Source organism: Yunchengibacter salinarum, from assembly GCF_037658235.1.
Taxonomy (GTDB): Bacteria; Pseudomonadota; Alphaproteobacteria; order Sphingomonadales; family Kordiimonadaceae; genus Yunchengibacter; species Yunchengibacter salinarum.
In genome coordinates this window covers 1-13,697 of record NZ_JBBJLN010000011.1, presented here as the reverse complement: position 1 = coordinate 13,697, position 13,697 = coordinate 1, and the positions used below count along the sequence as shown (strand labels likewise).

Sequence of the window (13,697 nt, the reverse complement as noted above, 5' to 3'; positions counted from 1 at the left end):
TGGCCATTGTCATCATTGGCGGCATCCGGTCCATCGCGCGGGTCACGGCGCGGCTGGTGCCGCTGATGGCCTTTATTTATGTGGGCACGGCGCTGGCCATCATTCTGGCCCACCTGCCCCAGGTGCCCGCCGCCATTGCCGCCATTTTCCACGGCGCCTTCAACCCGGATGCGGTGCAGGGCGGCATTATCGGCGTGATCGTGATCGGTATGCGCCGGGCGGTCTATTCCACCGAAGCGGGGCTCGGCTCCGCCACCATGGCCCATGCCGCCGCCAAAACCAAAGAGCCGGTGAGCGAAGGCATGGTGGCCCTGATGGAACCCTTCATTGATACGGTGGTGGTTTGCACCATGACCGCGCTGGTCATCGTCATCACCGGTGCCTACACCATGACGGACCCCAGCGGCGCCAAGCTTGATGACGTGCAGATGACATCCGCCGCCTTTGGCTCCGTCATTGACTGGTTCCCCTATATCCTGGCGATCGCCGTGCTGATGTTCGCCTTTTCCACCATCATCAGTTGGGGCTATTATTCGGGCAAGGTGTGGGGCTTCATATTCGGTGAGAGCAACCGTTCCATGAACACCTTCAAGGTGATCTTCTGCGTGGCCCTGATCCCCGGCGCGGTGCTGAGCGTTCAGGAAGTCTATACCCTGATGGACAGCCTGTTCTTCATGATGGCAATACCCAACATCATCGGCATCTATTTCATGGCGTCCGAGCTGCGCGATGACCTTGCGTCCTATCTTGGCAGGATCAAGAACGGCGAAATCTGCGAGACAAAAAAACCGCGAGTCGAGTCGGCGGGGTGATGCACCGCACTGTCGCACTGCACAGGCCATGGCGGAAAAATCGTGATCGCCCATGCCGGGGGTGGAACATCAACCGCCACAGCATGTTGGGCCGCGGCGTCGGCACCGCCTCATGGACCGTCTTGAATCCACCGCGGGCGACGGTCATCCTTGTCCCAAGGCCACCGCAGAAAGATGGGAGGGGCCGATGGGTGAGCGGATCGAGCAGGACAGGCGCGCGGCAACGGATGCGGCACTGGAAACAGGGCTGACCGGCGGTCTGAGGGCGTTGCTGATCTACTGGAAAGCCCTGCCCCGCATGGAGGGCGTATTTGCCCCGCCCCGTCTGGCGGTGAACCCCCGCGCGCTCACCCCCAGCCTGACCCGGCTGACCCTGATGGAACGCCGCGACCGGCTGGACATAAGCTGCGGCCTGATGGGCACCGGCTTTGCCGGAAGCTGGCATCATCCGGTGGCGGGCATCAATGCCTTTGACCTGATCCCCCCGCCCATGCAGGAAAATGCCGCCCGCTTTTATGATGCCCTGTTCACCCACCCGGCGGGCGCCTGCCTGAGCGAGGATCGCCCCACACCGGGCCGCAAGGGCGTGCGGGTACAGTCCCTGTTCCTGCCGCTGACCGATCGCCTTGGCCGGGTGCGCTATCTGATCGGCTGCTCGGAATTCCTCTCCCGCGATACCGGCAACCGGCTGATGGACCAGCTCGCGCTGGACCATGCGCGGCTTGACAGTGTGCAGTTTCTGGATCTGGGCAATGGCGTGCCCGAAATATCGTTCCTGACGCCTGAGGAATCGGCCCGGCAACCGCGCTCTTCACCCCCTCAGCGCCGCTGGTGGGAACGCTTTTTGCCCACGGCGCCCGGTCGCGGCGGCGAGCAGGACAGCCCCACATCCGCGACTGGCCGGGCATCCGGCGCGCGCGCCACGTCGCCGGACGGTCAGCCGGACCATCCCCGCCGAAAGGGGGGCACGGGCCTGCGCTGGTTCGATGCCTGAAGGCCCGTAACGGGCGCCTCAAACCGCATACGGCCCGCGCCTAACCCAGCTTTCCCGCCATGCGAAATACCAGGCGCGGGAAGAAACGCTTGAGCCAGAGCGCGTGCATTTCCTTGCCCTTGCCCACCGGAATTTCCGGCCTGCCCTTTTCCATGCCGCGCACAATGGCCCGCGCGCAGTCGTCCACGTCCATCCCGCCGGCGATATTGCTGTCCGTTTCGCCGAATTTCGTGCCGTCCCCCTTCAGGGCGTTTTCAGAAATCGGCGTGCGGATGAAGCCGGGGGTGATGGTGGTCACCTTGATGCCCTGCCCGTCCATTTCCGCCCGCAGCGCATCGAAAAAGCCCATCACCGCGTGCTTTGCGGCACAATAGCCCGATCGTTTCGGCGCCCCGATCTTGCCCGCCACGGAGCTTGTCACCGCCACATGGCCGCCGCCCTGCGCCAGCATGACCGGCAGCACCGCCTTGGTCAGCGCGATCTGGCCCAGCACATCCACTTCGAACAGGGTGCGATAGGTGGCCATGTCCGTCTCCAGCACGGTCGATCGCTGGCTGATCCCGGCATTGTTGAACAGCATGTCGATCCGGCCCGCAAAAGCCTTTGCCTCCGCCACTCTGGTGTCCATGGCCGCTTCATCCGTCACATCCAGCGGCAGCACAAAGGCGGTGCCCGGCACCCCGGCGGCCTCGTCCACCTGCTCCGCCACCGCTTGCAAGCTGTCCTTGCGCCGCGCCGACAGGATCAGGCGGGCGCCCCTTTTCGCCAGGTGCCGGGCCAAAGCAGCCCCGATGCCGCTGGATGCGCCGGTGATCCAGACAGTTTTGTTCTCGAACATGATCTTTCTCCCTGACCTCGGCGCGCCTATAGCACGCCCTTTTCCCTGAGTTCCGCAATCGCATCCGCGCTCACCCCCGCTTCCCGCAGCACCGCCTCGCTATGGGCGCCCAGAACGGGCGGCGGGCGATCCGCGCACACGGTGCTGCGTGAAAAGCGCAAGGGGCTCGCCACCTGATCCAGCGGCCCCGCCGCATCATGAAGGGTGGAGACCACCATGTCACGCGCACGGGCCTGGGGCTGGTTCAGTGCCGTGCTTACCGGATTGATCGGCCCGGCGGGCACGCCCACCGCATCCAGCGCGGCCAGCCAGTCCGCCTGGGTCCGCGCCGCCATCACGCGGGCGATCTGGGCGCACAGGCGCTCCCGATCCTGTACCCGGCCGCGATTGGTGCGCCAGGCGGGCGTGTCCATCAGGGCCCTGTCCCCCGTCATCTCGGCGAAGCGGCGGAACTGGGCATCGTTGCCACAGGCCAGCACAAGCGGGGCATCCACTGTCTCGAACACCTGATAGGGCACGATATTGGGATGGGCGTTGCCGGACAGACCCGGTTCCACCCCGCCCGCCAGCCAGTTGGTGGCCTGATTGGCCAGAACCGACAAGGTACAGTCCATCAGGGCAAGGTCGATATGCTGGCCCCGCCCGCTTTTCTGCCGCTCCGCCAGAGCCGCCAGCACGCCGATCGCCGCATACAGGCCGGTCACCAGATCGGATATGGCCACGCCCACCTTTTGCGGCCCGGTCGCCGGGTCGCCGGTAATCGCCATCAGTCCCGCCATGGCCTGGATGATGAAGTCATATCCCGCCCGGTCGGCCAGGGGGCCGGTGTGGCCAAAGCCCGTGATGGAGCAATATATCAAACCCGGATTACTCTCCTTCAGGCTGTCATAATCCAGGCCGTAAGGCGCCAGGCCGCCGCGCTTGAAATTTTCCAGTACGATATCGCTGCCCGTCGCCAGATCGCGCGCGATACGCTGGCCTTCAGGATGCTTCAAATCCAGCGTCAGCGAGCGTTTGCCCCGATTGGCGGCAAGAAAATAGGCGGCATCCGCCGTCTCGATGCCCGATGCATCCCTGAGAAAGGGCGGCCCCCAGCCGCGCGTGTCGTCCCCCTGGCCGGGGCGCTCCACCTTGATCACGTCGGCGCCCAGATCCGCCAGAATCTGACCCGCAAACGGCCCCGCAAGAACGCGGGACAAGTCCAGCACTTTCAAGCCCTTCAGCGGACCTGCCATAGATACCCCCATATACGTCGCATACGCCCCGCCCGATGGTTGGGGCTTGCATTCGTCGGGGCTTGAGGCCACGCTCGGCCCCGCCCGGTTATGGCAACATTGGCAGAGCCGGGGCCGGGTAGGCAATCATCCAGACAGCCACCCCCTTCTCCATCAGAACCGTTCAAACCCAGGCAGGCCCCCGTGACAGCACCCGCTACCAGCTTTTCCCTGATGCGCACCGCCTTTTTACAGGCGCGTGCCAACCCCACCTCCTTCATCCTGCTCGGCCTGCTGGTCGGCCTGGTTTCGGCCATCGTGCTTACGCCCGCCACGCGCGTATTGCAGACCATCAGCGAAAAAGTAAGCGGCGCGGAAACGACGGATGCCGCCAATCAGGCCGCGCTCAGCGCGCTGGAAGCGGGCATGGGGATGCTGGTGATTTCGGCGCTGGGCTCCATGCTGGTGAGCGCGGTGGGGCTGGTGCCCTGGGTCCGGCTGGTGGCGGGCCGCGCGCCGCTGGAGGGGGGATTACCCCGGCTCGCCCTGAAAGGGGTGAAGGCTTTTGTGCACCTTCTGGCGGCCACCGGCATTCTGCTGGTGTTCGCGCTTCTGCTGGTCAGCGTGGGCGGCCTGCTGTCCAGCCTGATCGGCCCGGCGGCGGTATTGCTGGACCTGCTGGTGGCGCTGATTCTCATCGTTCTGTTTCTGCTGGCCCACAGCATGGCCCATTACGCCATCGCGCTGGAGGCACTGGACCGGACCACCACCATTTTCACCGCCTGGGCCGAAACCAAGGAAAACGGCAAGGCCATGACCGGCGCCCTCGGCCTGCTGTTCGCACTGGCCTTCGGGGTCAATCTGATCCTTGGCAATGTGGTGGTGGCCCTGCTGCCGGGCGCCGTGGCCAACCTTGTGACCATGGTGCTGGGGCCGACCCTGTTCTTCCTGGCCCGCGCCCTGCAGACCGGTGCGGTCATCGACCTTGTTCCCGTGGATACGCCCGCGCCCCCGCCCGGTGCAAACGATCAGGACCGGTAAGGAAAGGATGGCGCGCGCTTGTCCAGAAAGGCGCTGATGCCCTCAGTGGCATCCTCGCCGTCAAAGGCATCCAGAAACCAGCGCATGGTCTCAGGATCGTCCTGCCGGGCGCCCGCTTCCACCCGGCGCAGCATCCGCTTGGTGGCCATCTGACTGTACAGTGACCCGGCGGTCAGGGTGGCTATCCGCTCCGCCATGGCGGGGGCCAGCGCGCCGCCCGCCACCCAGTCCACCAATCCCATTTCGCGGCCATCGTCCGCCGCCACCAGCCGCCCGGTGTACAACAGGTCCGCCGCCCGCGCCGGGCCGACCAGCGCAGCCAGCCGTGCCACATCCTCCATCGGATAGACCAGCCCCAGCCGCGCGGGGGTGATGCCAAGCCGGGCATCCCGGTGTGCCAGCCTGATATCCGCCGACAGGGCCAGCCCGCATCCGGCGCCCACACAAGGCCCGCCGATTACCGCCAGCACCGGCTTGTTGGCGGATCGCACCGCCCGCTGAGCGGCCTGAATGGCGTGAAAACTGGCTTCCCGGCGGGCGCGGTCATCACGCAGGGCCTGCAATTCGGCGATATCGGCACCGGCGGAAAAAACCGCGGGGTCCGCCGAGCGGATCACCAGCAGGCGCACATCCGTCTCCCCCGTCAGGCGCGCCATGATGGGCGGCACCCGCGCCCACATGGCCTGCGTCATGGCATTGCGCCGGTCCACCCGGTTCAACACCAGATGCCCCACCGCGCCTTCGATCAGGCCATATATGGGGGCGGCGGGATCGAAAAGGGTGTTATCGGCATCGGGCATGTCGGGGCGCTCCTTCTTGCGCGGGGTGGTAAATGTGCGATCAGAACAGGCTTCCCTGAGCCGCTTTTTCCGGCGCGGCAAGGCAGGCGGCATCATCATGACGCGGGCTGTTGACGCGGCGGCTCACCGCCCGCCAGCGAAACGCCTGTTCCGCCACAAAAGGGAAGTCGGCCAGAAAGCCCTTTGGCAGCGGGTCATGGGGGGCAAGCCAGGCGCCGTACTGGTCCGTGCCCACCACCAGGGGGCGGCGATGATGCAGACGGCCCAGCGGCCCGCGCGCCGGGCCGGTCAGGATCGCCACGCTTTCCAGCCAGTCACCGCCATCCGGCCCGTGCCAGACAGACCATATCCCGGCAAACGCGCCCAGCGGCAGGCTGTTTGCCTCGTCCCCCTCGTTCTGCGCCAGATGGATCAGATGCGGCCTTTTCACGCCGTCCCGCACCACCCATTCATACCAGCCATTGAACGGCACCAGGCAGCGTCGCCGCTTCATGGGCGCCCGGAAACTGGGTTTTTCCGACGCGGTTTCCATGCGTGCATTGATCGGCGGACTGACGGGCCGCTTTTTCGACCATTCCGGCACCAGCCCCCATTGCATCGCCACCAGATGCCGTGCGCCCGTGGTAACAGGGCCGGTGGGCTCATCGCCACGCACCACCAGAACCGGCTGTCCCGGCGCCAGATTATAGCGCGGCGGAACCGCCCCCGGCGCCGCCACATCGAAGGTGTGGCTGATGCTGTCCGCCGGGCTGGTGAGCAGGAAACGTCCGCACATGTCTTTCAAGGGCTCCCTTGTCGTGGGGCATTTCGCCCTACTATAGAAGGGAGCCTACACAGCGCCCGCACCTGCGGGAAACCCCTTTTATCGTAGGAGAGTCCGCCGCATGTCCGCCCCCGACCCTGACACTGCCCCGCCCCGTGTCGCCGTAGGTGCCCTTGTGGTGCGGGAACGCCAAGTGCTGATGATCAAGCGGGGCCGCCCCCCACGCCAGGGGGAATGGTCCATCCCCGGCGGCAAGCAGGAATGGGGGGAAACGGTGCGGGAAACCCTTGTCCGCGAAGTGCGGGAGGAAACCGGGCTTACCGTAACGCCGGGCGCGCTGGTGGACGTGCTGGACCTGATGGTCCATGATGACGCAGGCACGCTCAGCCATCATCTGACCCTGCTGGATTATCTGGCCCACCCGGTGGACGACCGGGCGCCAGAGGCCGGGGACGATGCCGCTGAAGCGCGGTTCATTCCCTTTGCGGAGGCAATCCGGCTGGCCGACTGGCACGAAACCCGCCGCGTGATCGCCCGTGCCGCCGAACTGAGCGGCCACCCCATGCCAGAGGAGCAGACATGAGCGAAAAACCCCGCTGGCGCAATTATCTGGGCATGGCCTTACTTCTTATCGGGCTTGCCATATATGCCTTTACCGTGGCGGCCATTGGCGGCGCCATGGTGGACTGGCACCTGGCCGTGCAGACACTGTTCTATCTGGTCACCGGCATTGTCTGGATCTTTCCCGCCATCAAGCTGATGAAATGGATGGCCAAGGATTGAGGGAGGCTTTGTTTCGCTCACGCAAGCGCGCTATCGCGCGCGCTCCGCGGGGGCGCCGCATGGGCGGCGGGCCACGGTCGTGGCCTCCGCTCATCCAGCAAATGCGGGATGGCGGTAGAGGCGACGTGGGTGCGGGATTTGGTTACCGCTCACGCCTTGGCGCGGTCGCGCAAGTTGTTTACCGCTCGCGCCTGAGCGCTACGCGCTACGGCTCCGCGTGGGCGCCGCGCTTGCGGCGGGGTGCGGTCGCGCCCGTCGGATAGGCTTGCGCGGGCAGCACCGATAGAGGCAACGCTAGTGCTGGCCTTGGTTACCGCTCACGCCTTGGCGCTATGCGCCCGGCTCCGCGAGGGCGCCGCATAGGCGGCGGGGCGCGGTCGCGCCCGTTGGATAGGACCGCGCGAGTGGGATGACAGCGCCCTACCCTAGCTCAGACGGCCGAGCGCGGCGGTCATCTTGCCTTTTTGCGCTTCCAGATCGGCCAGTTGTTCCCGCGCATCCGCCACCACATGATCCGGCGCCTTGGCGATGAATTTCTCATTGCCCAGCCGCCCTTTCAGGCCACCGATTTCCTTGTCCAGCTTGGCGATGCCTTTCTCAAGCCGCGCCTTTTCCGCGTCCAGATCCATCAAGTCCGCAAGGGGCAAAAAGACCGTGGCTTCATCCACCACCACCTGCGCGGCGCCGGTGCTGTCGGCTGTCTGTACCGCTTCCGCCTTTTCCAGCCGGGCCAGCTTGCAGATCATGTTCTGCCAGTCCGCCAGCCGACGGGCGGTGGCTTCATTGGCATCGGTGACCAGCGCGGTTGCCTTGGCGCCCGCCGGTACATTCATTTCCGCGCGCACGGAGCGTATTTCGGAAACGAAGCGGATCACCCAGTTCACCTCGTCCACGGCGTCGCGGTCTGCCTCGCTGGCCTCAGGCCAGTGGGCGCGCACAAGGTCGCTTTCCCGTGTGATGCCGGTCACTTCGGCGGTGGCGTGCCACAATTCCTCGCTCAGGAACGGCATGAAGGGGTGCAGCAGAATCAGAATCTGGTCCAGCACCCAGCCCGCAACGGCGCGGGTCTCGGCCTGCTCGGCTTCATTGTCGCCGAACAATATGGGTTTGATCAGCTCCACATACCAATCGCAGAAGGTGCCCCAACTGAACTGGTAGATCGCCGCCGCCGCATCATTGAAACGGAAGTTTTCCAGCGCCGTGGTCACCTTATCCGTGGCGGCGGCCACCTCGCCGATGATCCAGCGATTGATGGCCATGCGGGCATCCGGCGCGGTCTGGTCACCAGCGCCGCCAATGCCGTTCATTTCGCAGAAACGCGCCGCATTCCACAGCTTGGTGCCGAAGTTGCGATAGCCTTCCACCCGCTTTTCATCCAGCTTGATATCCCGGCCCTGCGCCTCCATGGCGGCCAGGGTGAAGCGCAGCGCGTCGGCGCCGTATTTCTCGATGAAATCCAGCGGGTCGATCACATTGCCCTTGGACTTGGACATTTTCTGGCCACTGGCATCACGCACCAGCGCGTGCACATAAACATTGTGAAACGGCACATCGTCCATGAATTCCAGGCCGGACATCATCATCCGCGCCACCCAGAAAAAGATGATGTCGAACCCCGTCACCAGCGTGGCGCCGGGATAAAAGCGGTCCAGTTCCTCGGTCTGCTCCGGCCAGCCCAGCGTGGAAAAGGGCCACATGGCGCTTGAGAACCACGTGTCCAGCACGTCCGGGTCCTGCGTCAGCTCCACCGCCTTGCCATAATGGGCTTCCGCCGCGGCATGGGCGGCTGTTTCGCTTTCCTCGACAAAGACTGTGCCATCCTCGGCATACCAAGCGGGAATGCGATGCCCCCACCAAAGCTGGCGCGATACGCACCAGGGCTGGATATTGCGCATCCATTCATAATAGGTTTTGGTCCAGTTGGCGGGAATGAAACGGGTGCGCCCGGTTTCCACCGCCTTGATGGCGGGCCCGGCCAGGGTTTTTGCATCCACATACCACTGATCGGTGAGCCAGGGTTCGATCACCACGCCGCCCCGGTCCCCATAAGGGACCATGTGCTTATGCGGCTCCACTTTTTCCAGATAACCACCGGCTTCCAGATCCGCCACCACCTTTTTGCGGGCCTCGAAGCGGTCCAGCCCCTGATAGGCGGCGGGCACGGCATCGTTCAGCGCGGCGCGGTCATCCAGAATATTGATCATGTCCAGATTCTGGCGACGGCCCACTTCATAGTCGTTGAAATCATGCGCGGGCGTGATCTTGACCGCGCCGGAGCCCTGCTCCGGGTCCGCCCACTCGTCCGCCACAATGGGAATAAGGCGGCCCACCAGCGGCAGGCGAACCTTCGACCCCACCAGGTGCCGGTATCGCTCGTCATCCGGGTGTACCGCCACGCCGGTATCGCCCAGCATGGTTTCGGGCCGGGTGGTGGCCACATGGATGACCTGATCCGTTTCCTCCCCGCTGGCATCGGCGATGGGATAGCGGAAATGCCAGAAATGACCGTCCACTTCCTTTTGCTCCACCTCCAGGTCGGAAATGGCCGTGCGCAGTTTCGGGTCCCAGTTCACCAGCCGCTTGTCCCGGTAGATCAGGCCCTTCTTGTAAAGCTGTACGAATTTCTTCAGCACCGCCTTTTGGCGCGACGCATCCATGGTGAAGGCTTCCCGCGCCCAGTCGCAACTTGCCCCAAGGCGGCGAAGCTGGCGGGTGATGGTGCCGCCGGATTCCTGCTTCCACTCCCACACCTTTTCAAGAAACGCCTCCCGGCCCAGATCGCGGCGGTCAATGCCTTCCGCGTCCAGCTTGCGCTCCACCACCATCTGAGTAGCAATGCCCGCATGGTCGGTGCCGGGCTGCCAGAGCACATCCTTCCCGCGCAGGCGCTCGAACCGGGCGAGCACATCCTGAAGCGTATTGTCCAGCGCGTGCCCCATATGCAGGCTGCCGGTCACATTGGGCGGTGGCATCATGATGGCATAGGGCTCGGCATCGGGCCGCGTATTGCCCTTGAAGGCGCCGCTTTCCTCCCAGTGCGTGTACCATTTTTCTTCAATGGCGGCGGGGGTATAGGTCTTTTCCATCATAGGTCACTCATCCGCTTTGGCCGGGGCGGCGGGCGGATCGTCGCCACCGCCTCACACCGTCAGGGTCAGGGAAATCGCGCGCACAATGCACAATCAGGGGGGGGAAGAAAAGCCCCCAAAGGAAAACCCGCCAGGCGGATGCCCGGAAAGGGCCAGACGGGCGCCCGGAAAGTTAAGCAGAAGAAAGGAAAATTCTATTTGGTGCGCCGGGCGATGCGGGCCACTTCGCGCTCCACCGCTTCCTCCACGATTTCGGGAAGGTTTTCATCCAGCCAAGACTGCATCATGGGCTTGAGCATGGCGCGCACCAGTCCCTCCAAAGTCTTTTCGGAGCCATCATAGCCCGCCACCATAAGCTGGGACAGATGGGCGAAACTCTCCGCCGTGCGGCTTTCCACCGGGCGGGAGACGATGCGGTCGTCCTCATCCAGTTCCGCCACTTCGGTCAGTTCCAGCACATCTTCTTCCGGTTCGGGCTCTGGTTCGGGCTTTGGCTCAGGTTCCGGCTCCGGTTCGGGTTCAGGCTCCGGTTCGGGCTCTGGCTCCGGTTCGGGTGCCGGTTCCGGTTCCGGCTCCGGTTCGGGTTCAGGCGCTGGTTCGGGCTCCGGCTCCGGCTCCGGTTCAGGCTCCGGTTCGGGCTCTGGCTCCGCCTCGGAATCAGCAACGGCGCCGTCATCCTTTGACGCGGCGTCCGCCGGCTCCTCGGCGCCGTCCTCTTCCGACTCATCAGAGATAATCCGGCGAATAGACGCCAGGATTTCCTCCATTGTCGGTTCTTCTTCCGATGCGCTATCGCTCATTTATTCGCCCGAAATCCCGTTACCCCCAGTAAAGACTGGTACCCCGCGGCGACTCCAGTGTCAATAATTCATCAGGAGTCAAAGGCAGTTACCAGTAGATGGACAAATTCTTCCCGCGTCAAGACAAAGAAAGGGCCGGTGCGAACCTAACCGCCCCACCGGCCCCATAACTCCCGAATTTCAGGGCCTTACCAACCGATCAGGCTCCAACTGGAGTCCTCATAATGCTCGTTCGGGTCATAGCCCTGCACATTGAGGCCAAGGTCCGAAGCCGTCAATTTACCCACCGCGGCCATCAGATTATAAGCGGCCACCATCTCGTCCCGCTGGGCGGTCACCAGTTCCACACGGGCGTTCAGAAGTTCCTGCTCCTGATCCAGCACATCCAGCGTGGTGCGCGAGCCCACGGCGGCTTCCTGACGTACACCGTCAAGCGCCACTTCACCGGCTCGCACCTGGGCCTCCGTCGCATTGATGCGCCCCTTGGCGGCGCGGTAATTGTCCCAGGCCGCCAGCACCCGTTCCCGCACAAGGCGCTCGGCCTCCCGGATTTGCAGCATACGCTGGCTGCGCACTTCCTTCAGGCGGCGAATATCCGCATAGCGCGCCCCGCCCTGATACAGCGGGATGGACAATTGCAAACCCACCTGACGGTTGGTCACGTCCAGGCCGCTGACAAAGGTGGATGTCCCCTTCTGGCGCTGCCAGCTTGCGTTCACATCCAGCGACGGCAGCAGGGCGCCTTCCGCCTGCTTCACGTCATAGCGGGCGGACTCTTCACTCTCACGCGCCTGGGCGATGCGCGGCGCATTGCTCACGGCGGTCTCGATCGCGCTTTCCAGCGAAGCGGGCAGAGACGGCATCTCATCCGGTGTTTCCAGCGTACCGGCGGGGCGCCCCACCACGCGCTCATAAGCGGCACGGCTGGCAGCCAACTGGGCTTCCGCATTGAGAAGCTGGGCCCGCGCACCTTCAAGCCGGGCTTCGGACTGGGCCACATCCGTGCGGGTCACTTCCCCCACGGCAAAGCGATCCCGGCTGGCCTGAAGCTGACGTTCCAGCACCCGAACATTGTTTTCATTCAGGCGCACCACCGCCTCGTCCCGCACCACATCCATATAGGCGGTCACGGTATCGCTCAGCGTGGTCTGCTCCACCTGCCGCAACTGGGCACGCCCGGCGTAAACCTGGCTTTTGGCGGCGTTGGTGGCGTTTTGATCCTGAAAGCCGTTGAAGATATTCTGCGTAAGCTGGGCCTGATAGAATTCGTTGGTGGAGACAACCGAATTGGCGCTGACCACCGATCCATCCGGCAACGTGATATTGTTGTCATCATCCACCACGCCGGTAAAACCGCCGCCCAGATTGACCGTGTCCCCCGGATTGACCGTATTATCAACCCGTTCCGCGCGGGAAACGGACGCCTGCGCATTCACATTGGGCAGGAAGCCGGCGCGGGCCTGTTCCACCTGTTCGTCGGTGGCCCTGAGCGCGGCACGCTCCGCTTCGAGCGTGGGGTTGGAAAGATAGGCCGCCGCCATGGCTTCGCGCAGGGTTTCCGCTGAAACCGGCTCCCCGCCCCCCCATGCGACGGCGATTGCCAGCAATGAGACAAGCTGTCGTTTCATCCTTTGGTCTCCTTTTATCCTCGCGTCATGTGGTCGGGGTCTTGGCCCCTTTTACGCGCGCCGCGATTGTTCTTGTTTGCAGCGTCACGATCTCCGGCCCGTGCGCGCCATGAAGGCACGCACCGGCATTATTCGAATACGAACTTCTTTTCCGCCTCGAAACCGGGCAGCATGGGCACATTGGCGTCGAACAGTTCCCGTCCGCCAGCCACGCCATTCTGCAAGGTGACCATATAGGCACGGCCCACGCCACCATCCATCAGCACCGTGACCAACCGGCCACCTTCTTTCAACTGCCGAACCAGGCTGTCCGGCACTGAACTGACGGCACCGCCCAGAAAGATCACGTCATACGGCCCCTGGCCGGGCACGCCATCTCTCAACGCGCCTTCCACCACGGCGGCGTTGACGATCTCCAGCTTCGCCAGAGCGGCTTCCGCCTTTTTCACCAGTGCCGCGTCTTCCTCCACCGCAACCACGGCATCGGCTAGGCGGGCCAGCACGGCGGTGGAATAACCGGTGGTGCAGCCGATATCCAGCACCGCCTCATCCGGGCGAATGCGCGCCGCCTGCACCAGCCGGGCAAACACCATCGGTTCCATCAGATAGCGCCCGTCACCGAGCGACAGATCCTCATCCACATAGGCAACGCTGCGCCGGGCCTTGGGTACGAACAATTCCCGCGGAATCTCGGCCATCGCGTCGAGAAGGGCCGAGTCCACCACTTCACTGGGCTTCAATTGCCCGTCGATCATATGCTGGCGTGCCAGAGCAAAATCGCTCACCGCTATTCCTCATTCTGAATTCAGGTCAAAACTCCACTGCCAGCCCCCTGGCATGACTGCCCCGGTTATAAAGAGACGAGCCCGCCGACACAATGCCTTATTCCGCCCCCATTCAGGCGGACAGCGCAAAGACACGGGGCTTTCCGAGCG

Annotated in this window: 13 protein-coding genes; 5 read left to right on the top strand and 8 right to left on the bottom strand. The window is 64.2% G+C overall.

All coding sequences use genetic code 11. From position 1 onward, the window contains the following. Window positions 1–812, top strand: an 812-nt coding sequence (locus tag WGH93_RS12235) for an alanine/glycine:cation symporter family protein (protein ID WP_374765181.1), incomplete at its 5' end; no start/stop codon positions are given. A 187-nt stretch (window positions 813–999) separates the two neighbouring features. Beyond that, on the top strand, window positions 1,000–1,806 hold the full coding sequence (locus WGH93_RS12230) for a PAS domain-containing protein (RefSeq protein WP_374765180.1): 807 nt from the start codon (window positions 1,000–1,002) through the stop codon (window positions 1,804–1,806). Window positions 1,807–1,846: 40 nt separating this feature from the next. On the opposite strand, the gene WGH93_RS12225 is transcribed toward WGH93_RS12230, so the two are convergent. Both WGH93_RS12225 and WGH93_RS12220 read right to left on the bottom strand, forming a co-directional pair. After that, window positions 1,847–2,644 (bottom strand): SDR family oxidoreductase, encoded by a 798-nt coding sequence (locus tag WGH93_RS12225; protein ID WP_374765179.1) that lies wholly within the window; start codon window positions 2,642–2,644, stop codon window positions 1,847–1,849. A gap of 26 nt (window positions 2,645–2,670) precedes the next feature. Continuing rightward, entirely contained in the window at window positions 2,671–3,879 is a 1,209-nt protein-coding gene (locus WGH93_RS12220) for a CaiB/BaiF CoA transferase family protein (protein ID WP_374765178.1), read from the bottom strand. Window positions 3,880–4,062: 183 nt separating this feature from the next. Here WGH93_RS12220 and WGH93_RS12215 point away from each other — a divergent pair, with 183 nt between their 5' ends. Next, window positions 4,063–4,899 (top strand): hypothetical protein, encoded by an 837-nt coding sequence (locus tag WGH93_RS12215; RefSeq protein WP_374765177.1) that lies wholly within the window; start codon window positions 4,063–4,065, stop codon window positions 4,897–4,899. Here WGH93_RS12215 and WGH93_RS12210 read toward each other — a convergent pair. Together WGH93_RS12210 and WGH93_RS12205 are read right to left on the bottom strand one after the other, a co-directional pair. Next, window positions 4,887–5,699 carry an enoyl-CoA hydratase/isomerase family protein gene (locus tag WGH93_RS12210; RefSeq protein WP_374765176.1) on the bottom strand — a complete coding sequence of 271 codons (813 nt, stop codon included), beginning with the start codon at window positions 5,697–5,699 and terminating at the stop codon, window positions 4,887–4,889. The two genes, WGH93_RS12215 and WGH93_RS12210, sit on opposite strands and share 13 nt — an antisense overlap. A gap of 40 nt (window positions 5,700–5,739) precedes the next feature. Next, the gene (locus WGH93_RS12205) at window positions 5,740–6,474 is read right to left on the bottom strand and encodes an SOS response-associated peptidase (RefSeq protein ID WP_374765175.1); all 735 of its coding nucleotides are present in this window, start codon (window positions 6,472–6,474) and stop codon (window positions 5,740–5,742) included. Between the two features lie 109 nt (window positions 6,475–6,583). On the opposite strand from WGH93_RS12205, the gene WGH93_RS12200 reads away from it, so the two are divergent. Continuing rightward, the gene (locus WGH93_RS12200; protein WP_374765174.1) at window positions 6,584–7,045 is read left to right on the top strand and encodes an NUDIX hydrolase; all 462 of its coding nucleotides are present in this window, start codon (window positions 6,584–6,586) and stop codon (window positions 7,043–7,045) included. Continuing rightward, window positions 7,042–7,245: a DUF2842 domain-containing protein gene (locus WGH93_RS12195; RefSeq protein WP_374765173.1), complete on the top strand. Its 204-nt coding sequence runs from the start codon at window positions 7,042–7,044 to the stop codon at window positions 7,243–7,245. The genes WGH93_RS12200 and WGH93_RS12195 overlap by 4 nt, the downstream gene beginning before the upstream one ends. Window positions 7,246–7,670: 425 nt before the next feature. On the opposite strand, the gene WGH93_RS12190 is transcribed toward WGH93_RS12195, so the two are convergent. The 4 genes from WGH93_RS12190 to WGH93_RS12175 all read right to left on the bottom strand — a co-directional run bounded on the left by WGH93_RS12190 (window position 7,671) and on the right by WGH93_RS12175 (window position 13,547). Continuing rightward, window positions 7,671–10,334 carry a valine--tRNA ligase gene (locus WGH93_RS12190; RefSeq protein WP_374765172.1) on the bottom strand — a complete coding sequence of 888 codons (2,664 nt, stop codon included), beginning with the start codon at window positions 10,332–10,334 and terminating at the stop codon, window positions 7,671–7,673. A gap of 194 nt (window positions 10,335–10,528) precedes the next feature. Then, window positions 10,529–11,134, bottom strand: a complete 606-nt coding sequence (locus tag WGH93_RS12185) for a DUF2497 domain-containing protein (RefSeq protein ID WP_374765171.1) — start codon at window positions 11,132–11,134, stop codon at window positions 10,529–10,531. A gap of 188 nt (window positions 11,135–11,322) precedes the next feature. Next, complete coding sequence (locus tag WGH93_RS12180; protein ID WP_374765170.1) at window positions 11,323–12,762, bottom strand: TolC family outer membrane protein; 1,440 nt, start codon at window positions 12,760–12,762, stop codon at window positions 11,323–11,325. Between the two features lie 128 nt (window positions 12,763–12,890). After that, on the bottom strand, window positions 12,891–13,547 hold the full coding sequence (locus WGH93_RS12175; RefSeq protein WP_374765169.1) for a protein-L-isoaspartate O-methyltransferase family protein: 657 nt from the start codon (window positions 13,545–13,547) through the stop codon (window positions 12,891–12,893). Between the last annotated feature and the right edge of the window lie 150 nt (window positions 13,548–13,697).